The organism is Mesorhizobium sp. M8A.F.Ca.ET.181.01.1.1, from assembly GCF_004792025.1.
Taxonomy (GTDB): domain Bacteria; phylum Pseudomonadota; class Alphaproteobacteria; order Rhizobiales; family Rhizobiaceae; genus Mesorhizobium.
The window spans coordinates 40585-58311 of sequence record NZ_SRTV01000012.1 but is presented as its reverse complement, the minus strand read 5'-3'; the positions used below and the strand labels follow the sequence as shown (position 1 = coordinate 58311).

The 17727-nt window shown below is 64.8% G+C and carries 18 protein-coding genes; 9 read left to right on the top strand and 9 right to left on the bottom strand.

From position 1 onward, the window contains the following. Positions 1 to 4: 4 nt before the first annotated feature. The 5 genes from EN824_RS29990 to EN824_RS29970 all read left to right on the top strand — a co-directional run bounded on the left by EN824_RS29990 (position 5) and on the right by EN824_RS29970 (position 6403). Positions 5 to 994 carry a glycosyltransferase family 2 protein gene (locus EN824_RS29990; RefSeq protein ID WP_127872992.1) on the top strand — a complete coding sequence of 330 codons (990 nt, stop codon included), beginning with the start codon at positions 5 to 7 and terminating at the stop codon, positions 992 to 994. After that, positions 994 to 1944: a glycosyltransferase family 2 protein gene (locus EN824_RS29985; RefSeq protein ID WP_127281152.1), complete on the top strand. Its 951-nt coding sequence runs from the start codon at positions 994 to 996 to the stop codon at positions 1942 to 1944. The genes EN824_RS29990 and EN824_RS29985 overlap by 1 nt, the downstream gene beginning before the upstream one ends. Beyond that, complete coding sequence (locus EN824_RS29980; protein WP_135862307.1) at positions 1934 to 2902, top strand: glycosyltransferase family 2 protein; 969 nt, start codon at positions 1934 to 1936, stop codon at positions 2900 to 2902. The genes EN824_RS29985 and EN824_RS29980 overlap by 11 nt, the downstream gene beginning before the upstream one ends. Positions 2903 to 2976: 74 nt before the next feature. After that, entirely contained in the window at positions 2977 to 3873 is an 897-nt protein-coding gene (locus EN824_RS29975; protein ID WP_127279770.1) for a UTP--glucose-1-phosphate uridylyltransferase, read from the top strand. Positions 3874 to 4021: 148 nt separating this feature from the next. Next, the gene (locus EN824_RS29970) at positions 4022 to 6403 is read left to right on the top strand and encodes a polysaccharide biosynthesis tyrosine autokinase (RefSeq protein ID WP_127279769.1); all 2382 of its coding nucleotides are present in this window, start codon (positions 4022 to 4024) and stop codon (positions 6401 to 6403) included. Between the two features lie 123 nt (positions 6404 to 6526). Here the strand turns inward: EN824_RS29970 and EN824_RS29965 are convergent, their stop codons facing one another. Further along, the gene (locus EN824_RS29965) at positions 6527 to 7609 is read right to left on the bottom strand and encodes an acyltransferase (RefSeq protein ID WP_127279768.1); all 1083 of its coding nucleotides are present in this window, start codon (positions 7607 to 7609) and stop codon (positions 6527 to 6529) included. A 146-nt stretch (positions 7610 to 7755) separates the two neighbouring features. Beyond that, the gene (locus EN824_RS29960) at positions 7756 to 9663 is read right to left on the bottom strand and encodes a propionyl-CoA synthetase (protein WP_135862304.1); all 1908 of its coding nucleotides are present in this window, start codon (positions 9661 to 9663) and stop codon (positions 7756 to 7758) included. 249 nt (positions 9664 to 9912) lie between these two features. On the opposite strand from EN824_RS29960, the gene EN824_RS36235 reads away from it, so the two are divergent. The 4 genes from EN824_RS36235 (at position 9913) to EN824_RS29945 (ending at position 12175) form a co-directional block, all read left to right on the top strand. Beyond that, the gene (locus EN824_RS36235) at positions 9913 to 10029 is read left to right on the top strand and encodes a DUF2259 domain-containing protein (RefSeq protein ID WP_245464503.1); all 117 of its coding nucleotides are present in this window, start codon (positions 9913 to 9915) and stop codon (positions 10027 to 10029) included. A gap of 428 nt (positions 10030 to 10457) precedes the next feature. Next, positions 10458 to 10748, top strand: coding sequence for a PqqD family protein (locus tag EN824_RS29955; protein ID WP_127280436.1), 291 nt, complete (start codon positions 10458 to 10460; stop codon positions 10746 to 10748). A gap of 12 nt (positions 10749 to 10760) precedes the next feature. Then, positions 10761 to 11195 carry a lasso peptide biosynthesis B2 protein gene (locus tag EN824_RS29950; protein ID WP_127280435.1) on the top strand — a complete coding sequence of 145 codons (435 nt, stop codon included), beginning with the start codon at positions 10761 to 10763 and terminating at the stop codon, positions 11193 to 11195. Beyond that, on the top strand, positions 11192 to 12175 hold the full coding sequence (locus tag EN824_RS29945) for a serine kinase (protein ID WP_127280434.1): 984 nt from the start codon (positions 11192 to 11194) through the stop codon (positions 12173 to 12175). The genes EN824_RS29950 and EN824_RS29945 overlap by 4 nt, the downstream gene beginning before the upstream one ends. Positions 12176 to 12183: 8 nt before the next feature. On the opposite strand, the gene EN824_RS29940 is transcribed toward EN824_RS29945, so the two are convergent. The 7 genes from EN824_RS29940 to dhaL form a co-directional block, all read right to left on the bottom strand. Then, a complete protein-coding gene (locus EN824_RS29940; RefSeq protein ID WP_127872998.1) occupies positions 12184 to 13206 on the bottom strand; it encodes a nucleotidyltransferase family protein in 1023 nt (340 codons plus the stop codon). 70 nt (positions 13207 to 13276) lie between these two features. Continuing rightward, the gene (dhaK, locus tag EN824_RS29935; protein WP_127278064.1) at positions 13277 to 14263 is read right to left on the bottom strand and encodes a dihydroxyacetone kinase subunit DhaK; all 987 of its coding nucleotides are present in this window, start codon (positions 14261 to 14263) and stop codon (positions 13277 to 13279) included. Positions 14264 to 14302: 39 nt separating this feature from the next. Then, complete coding sequence (locus EN824_RS29930; protein WP_127278065.1) at positions 14303 to 14725, bottom strand: hypothetical protein; 423 nt, start codon at positions 14723 to 14725, stop codon at positions 14303 to 14305. A gap of 9 nt (positions 14726 to 14734) precedes the next feature. Further along, the gene (gene ptsP, locus EN824_RS29925; protein ID WP_189343540.1) at positions 14735 to 16309 is read right to left on the bottom strand and encodes a phosphoenolpyruvate--protein phosphotransferase; all 1575 of its coding nucleotides are present in this window, start codon (positions 16307 to 16309) and stop codon (positions 14735 to 14737) included. A 41-nt stretch (positions 16310 to 16350) separates the two neighbouring features. Beyond that, positions 16351 to 16653 carry an HPr family phosphocarrier protein gene (locus EN824_RS29920; protein WP_127278067.1) on the bottom strand — a complete coding sequence of 101 codons (303 nt, stop codon included), beginning with the start codon at positions 16651 to 16653 and terminating at the stop codon, positions 16351 to 16353. A 21-nt stretch (positions 16654 to 16674) separates the two neighbouring features. Then, positions 16675 to 17064 (bottom strand): dihydroxyacetone kinase phosphoryl donor subunit DhaM, encoded by a 390-nt coding sequence (gene dhaM / locus EN824_RS29915; protein WP_127278068.1) that lies wholly within the window; start codon positions 17062 to 17064, stop codon positions 16675 to 16677. After that, entirely contained in the window at positions 17061 to 17663 is a 603-nt protein-coding gene (gene dhaL, locus EN824_RS29910) for a dihydroxyacetone kinase subunit DhaL (RefSeq protein WP_127278075.1), read from the bottom strand. The genes dhaM and dhaL overlap by 4 nt, the downstream gene beginning before the upstream one ends. Between the last annotated feature and the right edge of the window lie 64 nt (positions 17664 to 17727).

The window sequence follows — 17727 nt, the reverse complement described above, 5'->3', positions numbered from 1 at the left end:
CCCGATGACGCAAGCGCTTGCCCCCAGCCTGATCGTGATCCCATGTCTCAACGAGGCAACACATATCGGTGCGCTGCTCGACCAGCTCTGCCCGGCGGCGGAACGGCTTGGCGCGCGGATCGTCGTTGCCGATGGCGGCAGCACCGACGGCACGCTCGCCATTGTCGGCGAGCGCCAGAAGAACGATCCGCGCATCGTGCTGCTTCACAATGAAAAGCGCATCCAGAGCGCCGCGATCAACCTGGCGGTGGCCAGATTTGGCGAGGGCGCGCACTATCTGATCCGCATCGATGCCCATGGCGGCTATCCGGAAGACTATTGCGACCGGCTGGTCGAGGAGGCGCAGGCCACCGGTGCCGATTCGGTCGTGGTTTCGATGCTGACCAGCGGCAGCGGCACCGTGCAGAAAGCGGCGGCGGCGGCGCAGAATTCCAAGCTCGGCACCGGTGGCTCGAAGCACCGCCACCTCTCCGCCGGAGAATGGGTCGACCACGGCCATCACGCGCTGATGCGGATATCGGCCTTCCAGGCCGTCGGTGGCTATGACGAGACGTTCAGCCACAACGAGGATGCGGAACTCGACTATCGGCTGAGGCAGGCCGGCTACAGGATCTGGATGAGCGGCAGGACGCAGATGGTCTATTATCCGCGCACCTCGCTGCGCGGCCTCTATTTCCAGTATCTCGGCTATGGCCGCGGTCGGGCCAAGAACGTGCTGAAACATCGGGTGATCCCGAAGGTCAGGCAGATGGTGCCGCTGGCGGTCTTCCCGGTGGTCCTTCTCGCGGCCTTCTCGTTCGTGCACTGGATTGCGGCGCTGCCGCTGCTGCTGTGGGTGGCGGTGTGCCTGGGCTACGGCCTGGTGACGGCCATCGGCCAGCGCAATGCCGATATCGCGCTTGCCGGCGTCTCGGCGATGGTCATGCATTTCGGCTGGTCCGTCGGCTTCTGGCTGCAGCTTCTCGGCCTCGGCGCACGGCGGAGGGCGGTGTGATGGCGGTTGAGACCAGGAACCGCCGCATCGACATCGGCGTGTGCACGTTCCGGCGGCCGGAACTGGCCGAGACGCTGCGCTCGCTTGCGGCGCTTGCCATGCCTGACGGCTTCGAGGTCGGCGTCATCGTCGCCGACAATGACGACACGCCAAGCGCCAGGGAGTTGGTGGCGACGCTGTCACGGGACTTGAAGCTGACGGTCCGCTACCGGCATTGCCCGGCGCGCAACATCTCGATTGCCCGCAACGCTTGCCTCGATGCCAGCGAAGCGGATTTCCTGGCCTTCATCGACGACGACGAAACCGCCACCGCCCGCTGGCTGGCCGAGCTGGTCGCGACAGCTGAGGAAAGCGGTGCAACAGCCGTGCTCGGCCCGGTGCGCGCGCTTTACCGTCCGGATGCGCCGGACTGGATGCGCCGCGGCGATTTCCATTCCACCTTGCCGGTACGAGTGCGCGGCGAAATCCGCACCGGCTACACCTGCAACGTCCTGCTGCGCATGGGGTCGGACAGCCTGCGCGGCCGCCGCTTCAGCCTGGCGCGCGGCCAGACCGGCGGCGAGGACACCGAATTCTTCGACCAGATGCACAAGGCAGGCGGCCGGATCGCGTTTGCGCCGGAGGCATGGGTGGATGAGGCCGTGCCACGGGCCAGGGCGGCATTCGACTGGCTCAGCCGCCGCCGTTTCCGGGTCGGCCAGACGCACGGCCATCTCCTGGGCCGCGACGCCGGCGGCATTGCACGGGTGAAGCAGGCCGCCCTTGCCGCGGCAAAGGCCGCTTATTGCTTTGCCGCCGCCCTTCCGGTTGTCGCCAGCCCGATACGCAGGAACCGCAGCGTGCTGCGCGGCATCATGCATGTCGGCGTCGTCAGCGGCCTTGTCGGTGTCCGCGAACTGCGCCTCTACGGCCAGCCTTCACCAGGGGAAGGAGGCAAGCGTGCCGCCTGACGTTTCCTCCGTTCCCGATGTTTCTTTTGTGATTGCCGCCTACAACGCCGAGGCAACCCTCGATCGGGCGATCGCCAGCGCCATCGCCCAGAAGGGTGTCAGCCTCGAGATCATCGTCGTCGACGACAAGTCGCGTGACGGCACGCTCGATGCGGCGCGGGCCTATCCCGAGCACATCGTGCGCGTCCTGGCGCTGGACAAGAACAGGGGCCCCGGCGGGGCCAGGAATGCCGGGCTCGACGCCGCCCGGGGCAGGTGGATCGCGGTTCTCGATTCCGACGACGCCGTCTTTCCCGGCCGTATCGCCGCCATGATCGGCCGCGCCGAAAGGGCGAACGCCGAGATCGCCGTCGACAATCTCGAGGTCGTCCGTGAGGACGGCGTGGTCGAGGACGCGATGTTCCCGCGCCAGTATCTGGAAGGCCTGGGCGAGATTTCGTTGGCCACCTACATCGCCGGCAATGTCGTCTTCGAATCGAAATTCAATCTCGGCTACCTCAAGCCGATCTTCCTGCGCAGTTTCCTCGACGAAAACCGGCTGCGTTATGACGAGGAACTGAGGATCGGCGAAGACTACATCCTTTTTGCCGAAGCCCTGGCCATGGGCGGCAGATGCGTGGTCGAGCCTGATATCGGCTATGCCTATCATATCCGCAGTGGTTCGATCTCGCGCGTGCTCGAGCCTCATCATGTCGAGGCGATGCGCAAGGCGGATGCCGAATTCGCGCAAACCCATCGGATGGACGAGGAGGCCCAGGCAGCCTTCGCCCGGCGCGGCCGCAGCTTGCGCAAGGCGGCCTCGTTCCTGGCGATGGTCCAGCACATCAAGGCGCGGTCCCCGCTCAAGGCGATCCGGACGGCGCTCAGCGACCCGGCGGCGGTCAGGCACATGGGCATGCCGATCGCCGTGCGGTTGCGACGAGTAGCGGCACAGTTTGCCGTGGGGGTGGGGAGGTGAAGATGCAGGCACATGGAGGGATTTTTCGTGGCCTGTGAATGGACTGAAGTCGATCTCCTCAGAAGGAATTTGCGATGAAGAAAATCAGGAAGGCCGTGATACCGGTGGCGGGGCTTGGAACAAGGTTTCTGCCGGCGACCAAGTCGATGCCGAAGGAAATGCTTCCGGTGGTCGACAGGCCCGTCGTGCAATATGCGGTGGACGAGGCCTTCGAGGCCGGGATCGAGCACATCGTCTTCGTCACCGGCCGCAACAAGGCGGTCATCGAGGATTATTTCGACCTTCATCCGGAACTGATCGGAACCCTGGAGCAGACCGGCAAGAAGACACAGCTGGAAGCGCTCGAAAGCATGCTGCCGGTGGCCGGCGCCACCTCTTTCATCCGGCAGCAATCGCCGCAAGGCCTCGGCCATGCCGTCTGGTGCGCGCGCGAGGTCATCGGCAACGAGCCCTTCGCCCTGCTTTTGCCTGACATGGTCTCCTTCGGCGGTCGCGGATGCCTGGCCGAGATCACCGACCTCTATGCCGAGACCGGCGGCAACGTCATCGCCGTCGAGCGCTGCGATCCCACCGAGACCAACAAATATGGCATCGTCGGCCGTGGCGCCGACATTGGCGGCGGCTTCGAGGTGACGGCCATGGTCGAAAAGCCCGCGCCGGCCAACGCGCCGTCGAACTTCTACATCAACGGCCGCTACATCCTGCAGCCCGAGATTTTCCAGCTTCTGGGCAACCAGCAACGCGGCGCCGGCAATGAAATCCAGCTGACCGACGCCATGGTCCGCCTGTCGCAGGAGCAGCCATTCTTTGCCCAGCCTTTCAAGGGCCGCATGTTCGACTGCGGTTCCAAGGAAGGGTTCATCCAGGCCAATATCGCCTTCGCGCTGGCGCGCGACGACATGAAGGGCCCGGTTTTCGAGATGCTCCGGGAGTTCGTCCGGACGCATGAACGCCAGGAAGAAGCCGCATAATGCCCATCTTTCGGGAGTATTGTCGGGTGGCTGACGGCGGAAGGGCCGGCCGGCTCCGCGCTGTCCGGCACCAAGCGTGTGTCGCGTCCGCCAATGCTCCCGATCTTTCTGGGGCCTGCGAGCGAGACAAGCCAGAATTGGACCGAAGATGAATTATGCCAACTTTCCTCTCGACAAGAGGATGCCATTGCCGAATTCGGACGCAGGAGACGGCGACGACTTCATCGATATCGAGCGGCTGCTTGGCATGGCCGCACGGCAGGCCAAGGTGGTTGGCGTGTGCGCCGTCATCGGCCTTTTCCTGGGCATGCTCTATCTGCAGACCACGCCGCCAAAATTCGTGTCGGTCTCCAGCGTGCTGATCGATGAGGGGCTGAACAAGATCGTCGACGACATTTCGGCGGCGTCGACGACCATGCAGACCGATTCGGCGATTCTCAGCCAGATCGAGATCCTGACCTCGACGCGGCTCGCCGCCGTGGTCGTCGACAAGCTCAAGCTCGATCAGAACGAAGCGTTCATGAACCCGCCGCAATCGGCGCTTGCCCAGGGCATCGGCTTGATCCGCGGACTGATCCAATATGTCCGGCCAAGCCCGGTCATGCCGGGCGTCGGCGATATCAGCAAGCTCGACCCCGCCGCGCGCGACGCGTTGATTGCCGCATCCGGCCGTGACTACGCCATCCTCAAGCTGCAGAACGAGATCCAGGCGGATCGCGTCGGACGAAGCTACGTCATCGCGCTTGGCTACCAGGCGACGGATCCGGCGCTGGCGAAGGCCATCACGAAGGCCTATGCCGACGCCTATCTCGCCGACCAGCTCGATGCCAGCTTCGACGCCACCGAGCGCGCGGCGGTCTGGCTGCAGGGCCGGCTGACCGAACTGCGCGAAAGCTCGCAGCAGGCATCGCTGGCGGTCGAGAAATTCAGGGCCGAACATGGCCTGTCCGCCAGCAGCGACGGCCAGCTGATGAGCGCCAAGCAACTCGCCGACCTGAATGCCCAGCTCATCGTGGCGCAGGCCGACACCGCGCGTGCCAGCGCCCGTTACCAGCAATACAAGTCGATCGTCGACAGCGGTTCGGAGAACGCTTTCAAGGACGCCGCAATATCCAGCGACCAGCCAAGCAGCTCCGTCATCGCGGCGCTGAAGACACGCTACCTCACCGTCGCCAAACGGCAGCAGGATGTCGAGGCGAATTTCGGCCCGCAGCATCCGCAAGCGGTGGCGCTCGCCAAGGAGAAGGCCGACATATCGGCGCAGATCTTCGGCGAACTGAAGCAGCTGACCGAAAGCTACCGGAACGAGTATGAGGTGGCGCTGGCGCGCGAAACCGCGCTCAGGGCCAATGTCGCCGCCGCGCAGGGCAAGAGCTCCATCGACAACCAGTCGCAGGTCCAGTTGCGTGATCTCGACCAGAAGGCGACGGCGCTGACCACGCTCTACCAGACGTTCCTCGGCCGCTACGAGGAAGCCGCCCAGCAGCAGTCCTTCCCGGTCGGCAAGATCCGCATCATCTCGGATGCGTCGACCCCGCTTGCCGCCTCGAGCCCGCGCACCATCATCGTGCTCGGTCTTTCGCTGGTGCTCGGCGTTCTCATGGGCGCGGGCTTCGGCGGCCTCAACGAGTTCAACGAACGGTTCTTCAGGACCGGCGAGGAGGTGCGCGACCGCGTCGGCCTCAAATTCCTCGGTTACCTGCCCACCATCGGTAGCAAACCGACGAAGGAAGACAAGCCGGCCGAGCCCGATCTCAAGGTCGCCAGATCGCCGGCCGCCATCGAAAGGCGGGCGCGAATGCGGGTGAGTATCGACGCTCCGGCATCGATGTTCTCCGAAACGCTGCGCAGTGCCAAGATCGCCTTCGATGTCGTCATGGAAGGGCAAGGCAGCCGCGTCATCGGCGTGATCTCGGTCCTGCCCGGCGAAGGCAAGTCGACGGTCGCGGCCAATCTCGCCGGGTTGCTCGCCGCCAATGGCGCCAGGACGCTGCTCATCGACGGCGACCTGCGCAATCCGGGCCTCAGCCGCAGCCTCGGCATGGAAGCCGAGCAAGGGTTGATGGAAGCGGTGGTGAGCGGCCAGACATGGCAGTCCGTTGGCAAGATCGACAGGCAGACCAAGCTGGCCATCATCCCGGCCGTGTCGCGTGGGCATTTCTCGCACACCAGCGAGCTTCTCTCCTCGGCCGGCATGCGGCGCTTCATCGAGAACGCCAAGGAGACGTTCGAATACATCGTCGTCGATCTGCCGCCGCTCGGGCCGGTGGTCGACGCGAAGGCCTTCGCGCCGCTCGTCGACGGCTTCGTGCTGGTCACCGAATGGGGCCGCACGCCGCGCGCCATGGTGCGCTCGATGCTGGAATCCGAACCCTATGTCGCCAACAAGATCGTCGGCGCGGTGCTGAACAAGGTCGACCTGAAGAAGCTGGCCAAATACGGATCGTTCGGCGCATCGGAGAAATTCTTCGACAAGTACTCGAGCTACTATCTCGACAAGTCGGAAGTGCGGTCGAAGACAGCGGTCTGAGATAGGCCGTTGCCTACCATCTCCTGAGAGCGCGCTGCGCTTCTTGTTTCGAGACTACGCAAAGTTCCGTCTGTCGCCGCCTTTATGCGGCTGGACAAGAAGCGCGGCGGCGAAGCTGGACGGCTACGCTGCCTTAAGCCGGTAGCGGAAAACCGTGTGGTCGAGCAGTAGCCGGATGCGCGGCTCGGCTTCGGTCGCCACCAGCCAGCTCGCCGCGATCATGGTCGCGGCGACCATCGCCATCGAGAAGAGATATGGCAGCCCGGCGCGGACCATGGCGCCGAGCATCGCCGCGCCGATGACGTCGTGGATCAGATAGAGCGGATAGGTCATCAGGCCTATCCGGCGCCAGCCGCTCCAGCTGAGGTCGAGCCTGAGGGACCATGCCATCAGCGCGATGGCCACGAGGAAGATCAGGATTGGCGGTGCGTAGGGCATCATGGCTCCGACCTTGATGCTGTGGACGTCGACGGAACTGGCGATCTGCAGCACGCCGCCGCCGAGGAACAGCAGGCAGAAGCCAAGGCGCGAAGGCGTCACCGCCTTGAACCGCATCAGCCAGATGAGCACGCCGACCGCGAAGAAACAGCCATGATGCACCAGGATGAGCTGCAGCCAGCGCGTCTCGGCGAAGTCCGACCAGCCGAGCGGATAGTACAGGCACCAGAACAGCGTGCTGACCAGGCCGATGACGATGGCAACCGCTTCCATCAGATGGAAGCGGCCGAGCCGCAACAGCACCCAGACGACGGCGTAGAAGGCGATCTCGATGCCGAGCGTCCAGTAGACGCTGTCCACCCACGGACCATAGGGCGCGAACAGGGCCGTCCGGGCGAGCCTTACCACCGCGTCGGTCGGCCAGCTCAAGCCGATGAGCAACAGCAGCGCCGCGGTGATCGGCGCACAGATCCACACCGCCGGCGCCAGCCTTTTGACCCTTGCCTCGAAGAACCGCAGCGGCGTCGAATTCTCGGCGCTGAAGGCAATGACGAAACCACTGATGACGAAGAAGATCTCGACGCCGACCCAGCCGGATTCGACCCAGGCGCCGATACCAGGTTGCGCCGGAACGCCGCCGGTCGCTTGCGCCGAGATGCCGTCGGGATAGGCCCACACCCAGAAGCCGTAGTGGTAGACCATGACCAGCACGGCGGCGAGAAACCGCAGGATGTCGATGCCGCCGAACGTTGTTTTCTGCTGAGCCATGCGATCCCATCGAATGGCCCCCCACGCGAACTGTAAGTCGGAATGTTGCATCGCACAATCAACGATTGTGCGATGCGTCCATCACAAAGTTCGCCGCGCCGCAACATCGCGGAACTGAATCTCCACTCATCTGCCGGCAGTGCTCCTCAGACGCCGATACCGCGCGCCTTCAGAGCCGCCGTGATTTCCTCGAGGATGGCGGGGTCGTCGATGGTCGCCGGCATCGTCCACGCTTCCTTGTCGGCGATCTTCTGAATGGTGCCGCGCAGGATCTTGCCCGACCGTGTCTTGGGCAGCCGCTTGATCGTTATCACCGTCTTGAAGGCGGCGACCGGGCCGATGCGCTCGCGCACCAGCGCGACGACCTCCTTCTCGATGGCGCCGCCGTCGCGCGCGACACCGGCGTTCAGCACCACCAAGCCGAGCGGAATTTGCCCCTTCATCGCGTCGGCGATGCCGACGACGGCACATTCGGCGACGTCGGGATGGGCGGCCAGCACCTCTTCCATCGCGCCGGTCGACAGCCGGTGGCCGGCGACGTTGATGATGTCGTCGGTGCGGGCCATCACGTAGAGATAGCCGTCCTCGTCGACCATGCCGGCATCGGCCGTCTTGTAGAAGCCGGGGAACTCATCGAGATAGGCTTGGCGGAAGCGGTCGTCGGCATTCCATAGCCTTGGCAGGCAGCCGGCCGGCAGCGGCAGCTTGACCACGACATTGCCCAGCGTCCCGCGGGGCACTTCATGGCCGGCATCGTCGAGCACGCGGATGTCGTAGCCCGGCATCGGCACCCCGGGCGAGCCGTATTTTACCGGCAAGAGGCCGAGCCCGGCGGGGTTGATCGTCATCGGCGAGCCGGTCTCGGTCTGCCACCAATGGTCGACCACCGGCACGTTGAGCTTTTGCTCCGCCCATTTGATGGTTTCGGGGTCGGCGCGTTCGCCGGCGAGGAACAGCGTGCGGAATTTCGACAGATCGTATTTCGGCACGAACTCGCCCTTGGGGTCCTGTCCCTTGATGGCGCGGAAGGCGGTCGGCGCGGTGAACAGCGCGACCACGCCGTGCTCCGAGATCACCCGCCAGTAGGTGCCGGCATCTGGCGTGCCGATCGGCTTGCCTTCGAAGAGCACGCTGGTGCAGCCATGCAGCAGCGGTCCGTAGACGATGTAGGAATGCCCGACCACCCAGCCGACATCGGACGCTGCCCAGAATACTTCTCCCGGCTTGACGCCGAACTCGTTGTCCATCGTCCATTTCAGCGCGACCATGTGGCCGCCATTGTCGCGCACGATGCCCTTGGGCTGGCCGGTCGTGCCCGAGGTGTAGATGATGTAGAGCGGGTCGGTGGCCAGCACCGGCACGCAGTCGACATTGGCGCCGGCCGCCCGTTCGCGGGCGACCGCGTCGGCATAGTCGATGTCGAAATGGTCCTTCAAATCGCAGCGCAACTGGTCGCGCTGCAGGATCAGGCAGGCGTCCGGCTTATGGCGGGACATCTCGATCGCCTTGTCGAGCAGCGGCTTGTAGGCGACGACCCGGCCCGGCTCCAGGCCGCAGGAGGCCGAGATTATCAGTTTCGGCTTCGCGTCGTCGATGCGGGTGGCAAGCTCATGTGAGGCAAAGCCACCGAACACGACCGAATGCACGGCGCCGATGCGGGCGCAGGCGAGCATGGCGATGGCCGCCTCCGCCACCATCGGCATGTAGATGATGACGCGGTCGCCCTTGCCGATACCGCGGTTCTTCAGCACCGAGGTCAGCGCCACCACTTCGCGTTTGAGTTCGGCATAGGTGAACTTCTTCACCGTTCCGGTGATGGCGCTGTCATGGATCAGTGCGATCTGATCGGCCCGCCCGCCGGCGACATGCCTGTCTAGGGCGTTGTAGCAGGTGTTGCAGGTCGCGCCGGTGAACCAGCGGCCATAGACGCCGGCTGCTGCATCGAACACCTTGTCCCAGGGCGAATACCAGTCGATGGCCTCGGCCGCGTCGGCCCAGAATTTTTCCGGGTCGCGTTTCCAGCCGTCATAGACCTCGTGATAGCGTGAAGCCATCCATATCCTCCCCAGGAACCATCTGCCGTCCTCGCCAGTAGCCTATGTTGTTTCTTCGGGCGTTGTCTCCCTGCATTTTCGTCTCAGTTGGCCGCGTCTTGAGCTGATAGGCGCGGTGTCGTGAAGCGCGCCATCGAGGGGTGAACGAATGCACCATCGGTGGCGTATCGCGGCAGGGCCCGCGATTGTGCTGGTTCAAGACCCTGCATGAGGACAAGGCCGTGCCGGGCTACAGCCTGTCGGAATCCTATGAAAAACAGACCGGCCGGCAAGCCGGCGGTGATCGTTGTGCTGGTGCAGCGCTTCAGCCAGGGCTTTGAGGGGCGCGATCGCCGCTTCATCGCGGTGACCGGACAACCCCGCTGAGCAACCCGTCGATAGCCGTCTAAAGAACCGTATTTGCTGGACAAAAGTCGATCACGCTAGATCGGCAAGGCCACCAGCATGAGGCCGACGCCGCCGAAGATCAAAATGGCTGTCGCAAGCGCTTTTCGATGACGTTCGAAAGTCGTCGGAGCCCGCTCCCAATTGTAACGCATACCCTATCTCCCCAAGATACGGGGAGTTCTTACCTTACCTAAGGGAAGAAAAGCAACGGTCCTGCCGGTCCACGCGCTTGCCTAGCGTGTCATTCCGGCGGCTGGGAGGATTTCAGCTGTGGATGGATGTTGCGACTGACAAGGATCTGTCGCTCACACAGAGCTGCGCGGGCCATCCCCCCAGCCGGTCGATAGACAGAGCCCCACCACCGCGCTATCTCATTCCGGGGTTTCGCATGGCTTTTGGGGTTCGTGATGGAAATTGCCTCTGGAACGGTTCTGAGATTGGCGGAAGATGCCTCGGTCCAGCATGTCGGCGACGGCGCGGTCGTGCTTTTGGCCCGGAGCGGCCAGCTCTATACCTGCAACGGCACGACCGAAGCCTTTCTCGACAAGGTGGATGGCGCGCGCAGCCTCGGCCAGATCGTCGGCCTGCTTTGCGAGGAGTTCGAAGTCGACAAGGGCACGCTTGACGAGGACATGGCGGCACTGGCCGCCGATCTGGTCTCGGAAGGCATTCTGGCCGCTCCGGGACTTGATAGCTGAAGGTACTGTTTGATGGCGGACAGTCCTCTCCTGCGCGCCTTGTTCCGCTGCCATCTCTGGGCAAGCGCGCGGCTGATGCCGGTCCTTATTGCCAACCGCAGCTTCGAGGAGGTGCTGGAATGGGCGCCGCTTGCCTCGCCGACGCCCTATCGTGGCTTGCCAGCCGCCTACATTGTCGCTCGCGTCAACCGCATTGTCCGCCATCCCTGGCTGATGCGTGACCGCAGATGCCTGCGGGAAGGGCTGCTCGGCCACCGTTTCCTGCGCCTTGCCGGCTTCGATCCGGAGTTGCGTTTCGGCGTCGATCCGAAGTCGCTGCAAGCGTCCCGGCTGTCGGCGCATTGCTGGGTCTGCCTCGACGGCAGGCCGGTGGTCAGCCACAGCCTTCCCGGCATGGTCGAAATCTATCGCCACCATGACCGCGCCACGAAGGTGCGCCCCGCTTGACCAGACCTTGCGTCTTCTATGATCTCAACGGCCAGGTGCTCGGCATTTCGGCCGAACGGGCCGAACTATGGCTAGACTTCGACAGGATGCTCGCCGGCCTGCGCGTCGAAGGTTCGACCGAAGCGGATTTTCGTTTCGACATCGCCGACGCGGAAGCATTGGACGAGACACCCGCCGGATCCCTGGTTTTCGAGGGCGAGATACCGGACGACGGCTACTGCCGGATGATCACCCACGGCGCCAGCGTCCATCTGGTCTTGCCAGGACGCCAGACCGTCGAGATCAGCGAGAAGGGCTGGGCTCGGCTTTGCATCGTGCCCGACAGCAAGGCCGCCTGGACGCCGTCGATGCTGATGCTGGACGCCGCGCTCGATGCCGGCGGCCAGCATATGCTGCATACCGCGGGCCTGACGCTGCCGGGCCGGGATGCCGTCGTGCTGATCCATGCCCCGAGCGGTACCGGCAAGACCACGACCTCGCTGGCCCTGGCAACGCATGGTTTCGGCCTGTGCTCCGACGACGCCATGATCCTGAATGTCGCTGGCGCCACGCCGGTTGCCTGGGGTTTGCCACGCCACGTCAAGATCCATGAGAAGACCGCGCGAATGATCCCGCAGGTGGCGCCATGCCTCGGGCCATCCTGGGACCGCAATGGCGAACAGGCTGTTTCGCTGGAAAAGCTGGGCGGGATCGTGAAAATCGAAACCCCGACCGCCCGTCCGGTGGCCGCGCTCCTGCACCTCGCGCGATCCGCCGACGAAGAGACCCGGCTCGTGCCGATGGCCAGGACCGACGCCATGGTGGCGCTGGCGATGGACAACGTCCGAACCGGCGCGACCGGCCTGCTGCCGCTGCAGAAGCGCCGGCTGGCGACGATCGGCAGACTGGTCTCGTCGGTGCCGACCTTCACGCTGGAAGTAGGCGCGCGCCCGGCCGATGCGGCGGCGCTGATAAGCGCCACGTTGACATCACGGGACTGACGGCCACTTCAAGCGGCGTATGGCCTGGCCTTGGCCAGGCGCTGGATCCAGCGAAAGGCATCGCGGCGCAGGCGCGAGCCGATCTTCTCCCTGGAATTGACTCTGAGCAGCGTGTTCGTCGTGATCAGCTTCTTGGCCAACCGTATCGACAGGTCGGGTTTGATCCGCCCGGCAAGTTCGAGCGCATGCGGTTCGCCGAACAGGCGGCCGGTCACGTTGAGCACGATCGCCAGTTCGAGTTCGATGCCGGTCATGCGGGCGGCGTCGAGCAGGCGGGCTTCCGATTCGGGTGATCGCAGCGCGCGTACGCCTTGCAGCACGTCGACACAAAGCTGCAGCCGGTGGAATTTATGCCCGCCGGCGGCATGCACGATGGCGATCGTCAAAAGGGCTGCCGGCGTGTCCATAGCCTCGCCGTCGATGATGCCCAGCTCGCGAAACCCCAGCGACAGGCGGCGACGCATGCCGGTGTCGTGCACAAGGTCGCCATGCAGCTCGACCAGCAGGCTGGAATTCTCCTTTTCCAGCCATTTGAATTCCTGCAGCTGGTAGGATTCCGCCTCGTTGCTGCCAAGCTCGAAGCCTGACGCCGCGATCACCTGGTTTGCCCGTGCAAGGTTGGCGGGCTCGACGAGGATGTCGATGTCGGTGAACGGCCGGTCGGATGCGTTACGGTAGAGTTTTCGCGCGAACACCGGCCCCTTGACGATCCGCGCTGGAATGCCTTCCGCCGCCATCCCCTTCATGATGCGGTCGCCATGATACTGCAGCAGCATCGACTGGCCGGTAGCGATCGTCGCCTTCTGGCGCAGATCGTCGAGTTTGTCCTGCAAGCCAGCGTTCGACGGAAGGTGCGCGTCGCCGCGCTCCCTGAGCTTGCGCAGCATGATCGGCAGGACGCCGTGGAATTCGGCATTGTCGAGCAGAGCCGACAGCGCCTTTGCCGACAAATTGTCCTCGACCGCCGCGGCCTCCGGGTCGGCGAAGCGCAGCAGCAACTTTTCCTCGGCGGGCGTAAGGGATGGCAGCATCAATCCGGACAGGTGTTACCGATAGCGGGATCGCCCGGATGGTCGCAGAAAAGCCAAGGGGAAGCCAGCGTTACATGCCCCAGCGCAGCGCCGCCGTGTGGACAGGTGCGTCCCACCAGCCCGTCAATTCGTCGTCAAGCAGGGTCAGCGTGACCGAGCAGCCGGCCATGTCGAGCGAGGTGACATAGGTGCCAACCAGCGAGCGGGCAATCGTCACGCCATGCTGCTCGAAAATCCGGCGGGCGCTGTTGTACATCAAATAGAGCTCCATCAGCGGCGTGCCGCCGAAGCCGTTGACGAACAGCAGCGCCGGGCCGTTCGCCCTGTCGCCGAGATCGCCCAGGATCGCGGCGCAGATCTCGTGCGCGATCGCATCGGCGCTCCTCAAGGTGTCGCGGCGGCGGCCGGGCTCGCCATGGATGCCGACGCCGAATTCCATCTCGCCATCGCCGATGTCGAAGGTCGGTTTGCCGGCCGCCGGCACGGTGCCGCTGGTCAGTGCCACGCCCATCGAGCGGGTCGCCTCGTTGACGCGGTCGCCCAGCGCCTTCAACGCCGGCAACGCCAGGCCGTGCTCGGCGGCAGCGCCGACGATCTTTTCCACCACCAATGTGCCGGCGACGCCGCGCCGTCCGGTCGTATAGGACGAATTCTCGACGGCGACGTCGTCATTGGTCACCACCTGCAGGACGCCTTCCGACATCTCCGCCGCCATGTCGAAATTCATCACGTCGCCCTCATAGTTCTTGACGATGAACAGGCAGCCGGCGCCGGTGTCGACAGCTTGCGCGGCTGCCAGCATCTGGTCCGGCGTCGGCGAGGTGAACACCTGGCCGGGACAGGCGGCGTCCAGCATGCCATGGCCGACAAAGCCGCCATGCAGCGGCTCGTGGCCGGAGCCGCCGCCGGAGATCAGCGCCACCTTGCCCGGCTCGAGGGCCTTGCGGCGGATGAATTTGTGCTCCTCGCCAAGCACGAGGATGTCGGCATGGGCGGCCACGAAACCGTCGAGGCTCTCGGTCAGCACCGTGTCCACCGAGTTCATGAATTTCTTCACGGCCGTCTCCTCCCGAAATAGCCTGGCATCAAGGGTCGATCAGCCACTCTTGCCGGTGATGCTGGTGACCTTCTGGATGAATTCGTTGATCGCGCGGTCGAGCGCTGCATTCTGCTTGTCATCGCCGAAATCCGGCACGATGAGCGAAACGTGCCTTGTCTTGCGTGCGCCCGCGGCGACCGAGATCTTCCCGGGATGTGCCTGGTGATAGGCGGCGAGAAACTGGTCGCGCTCGGCTGGGCTGAAATGGCAGACGGAAAAGATGGCGGGCAGATGCTTTGACGGGATCGGGATCGAATAGGCGGGGCTCGAAATCTGCGTGACGAAGCTGCGGTGCTTGCCGAGCGCGTCGGCGAGGCGCTGGCGCATGCCCGACGGGCGCTGGTCGATGACCTGCGACAGGATCGTCTTGTAGGCGCGGATCGCCTCCTCGGAGCCGGGTTGGTATGCGTTGTCGATCATGCCAGCCGCCTAGACCGGGACGTCCGCGATGGCCGCCTTGGCCATGGCGAGTTGCGCCGGCGCGACCGAGAGATCGCGCAGGCCGGCCTCGAGCAGCGACGGGATCGAAGCGGGGTCGCCGCCGGCGTCGCCGCACAGGCTGACGGGGATACCGTTTTCCTGTCCGAAGGCCGCGACCGCACCGATCAACCGCAGGACGGCCGGATGGCGCACGGAGTTGAGATGCGCGACCGCGGCATTGTCGCGGGCAGCCGCCATCACATATTGCGTGAGGTCGTTGGAGCCGATCGAGAAGAAGGCGACGCCGGCGAACGCCTCCGGCGCGATGGCCACCGAGGGCACCTCGACCATGATGCCGAGCGGCGGCATTTTGTGCGCGACGCCGCGCGCGGCGAGCGCCGCCCGCTCCTCGGCGAACAGGGCGGCGGCGCGTTCATACTCTTCTGATGTGGCGATCATCGGAAACATGACTTTGAGATTGCCGTGTGGTGCGGCGCGCAGCAATGCCCTGATTTGAACACGGAATATATCCAGCCTGGCCAGCGACAGCCTGATGCCGCGCAGGCCGAGGAACGGATTTCCTTCCTCGACGGTGAAGCCCGGCACCGGCTTGTCGCCTCCGGCATCGACGGTGCGGATCGTCACCGGTTTTTCGCCGGCCCATTCCAGCACCTTGCGATAGGCGCGATACTGCGTCTCTTCATCCGGCAGCGTCTTGCCGAACAGGAATTCCGTACGCATCAGGCCGACACCATCGCAGGTCGCGATGTCGATGGCATCGACATCGCGGGGGTCGGCGATGTTGACCTGCACGCGCACCGCGGTGCCGCGCTTCGTCGCTGCCGGCCGCGCCAGAAATGTCTGTGCCTTGCCCTGTCGAGCCGCGAAGGAAGACGACGCCTGTCGGAACGAGCCGATCTCCGTGGGCGAGGGCGTCAGAACGATAGTCCCGTGCTCGGCGTCGAGCAGCGCCATGACGGCACCAGCGGTGAGCGGCTCGCGCAGACCCACGACCATCGGCACGCCACGCGAGCGCGCCAGCATGGCGACGTGGCTGGCAGTGCTGCCTGCCTTCAGCGCGATGCCGCCGCCATGGCTCCAGTCGGTTTCGAGAAACCGCGTCGGCGCGATATCCTCGCCGCAGAGAATGGCGCCGGCCGGTGCCGTGCTGTCACCGTCCTCGGTGAGCGCGCGCAGCACCTGGTCCCTGATATCGCGCAGGTCCGCGGCGCGGGCGCGGAAATAATCCTGGTCCGAGGCGTCGTAACCGGCGATCTCGGCATCGAGTGCCTGCCGCCAGGCCGCGTCGGCGGTTTTTCCGGAAGCGATCGATGCGAAGGCCGGCCTGCTCAGCGCATCGTCTTCCAGCATGGCGATGTGGAATTCGAGTATGCCGGCGGCATCGCTGTCGGCGGTCCCGACCATGGCCACGAGCCGGCTCACCGCCTTGCCGATCGCGGCTTCCAGCGACAACGTCTCCTCGGCGGAGCTTGCCTTGCTTGCATAGACGCCGGCAGGCCGGTCCAGTTCGAACAGGGGCCCCTCGGCATAGCCGGCCGAGGCCGGAACACCTTCAATGCGCATGGCCCGCATTCCCTGCGGGCCGGCCAAGGCATGCAACGGCCTCAAGCCGAGCGGACATGGCCGGCGTCCTCGTCGAAATCGCGCTGCACCAGTTCGATCAGCGCGCGGATCGCATCATCGGCGCCATCGCCTTTGGCCCTGATATGCAGCACCGTGCCCTTCGGCGCCTTGGCTGCCATCACCTTGACGATGCTTTTTGCGTCGAACCACGGGCCGTTGGCGGCGAGTGCAATTTCCACATCGGCGGCAAAGCTCTTGGCCAGCTTGGTGAACTTCACCGAAGGACGCGCATGCAGGCCCACATCGTGGGTGATCAGGACGGTCGCTTCTGCGGTTGCGGACATGTCTTCAAAAACCCCGTTCACTCACGACGGCGACAATTCGTGCGCCGTCGCCACCACTTCCCGGAGCGAGGCGCCGCCGGAGGCCTCGGTCGCCGCCATTACCGCGCCCTCGACGATCGGCGCGTTGCAGACGATGATCTTCTGCGCGCGCGGTTCGCCGATCATCTCCACCGCCATCTCCGAATTGGTCTCGGCGCCGCCGAGATCGACAAGGATGGCGACACCGGCTTCCGACCAGGCCTTGTCGATGGCGCCCATGATCGCCTCGACACTGGTGCCGAGCCCGCCATGGCCGTTTCCGCCGCACCATGCAAGCGGCACTTCGTCGCCCACCATCTGGCGTACCATGTCGGCTGTGCCCTCCGCGACCAGCGGCGAATGCGAGACGATCACGATCCCGACATTGCTCATGCGCTTTCCCCGATCGCCTGTCCCACCGTGCGCACCAGCAGCGCGGTCGAGCGCGCGCCGGCATCCATATGGCCGATCGAGCGGTCGCCGAGGAACGAGGCACGCCCACGCAGCGCCTTCATCGGCACGGTCGCTTCGGCGGCGGCGTCGGCGATGTCGACTATTTCAGCTACCGTCTTTCCCCCGGCTAACGCGTCATGCACCGGTTGCAGCACATCGAGCATGGTTTTCTGGCCAACCTGTGACTTGCCGCGCGCGGCCACCGCTTCGATCGCCTTGCCGAAGGCAGTCGTCAGGTTGGCGCGATCAGGTTCCGCCGAAATCTCCTTGCCGAGCGCCATGAACAACGTGCCGAAGAGTGGGCCGGACGCACCGCCCACCGTCATCACCAGCTTGGTGCCGATCGCCTTCAGTGTGTCTGGCAGCGGCTTTGCCGCGAACACATCCGCCTCGGCGCGCACGGCCTCGAAGCCGCGCTTCATGTTCAGTCCATGGTCGCCGTCGCCGATCGCCTGGTCGAGCGCCGTCAATTCCTCGGCGTGCTCGGCAATCGTATCCGCGGCGGCCGTGATCAGCTTCGAAAGATTCAGCGCCGTCATGTCGCCCGAATTCCCGGTTTGCACCTTGCCGGCAGTAGCGAAAGAACGGTCGTTCGGCAACTGG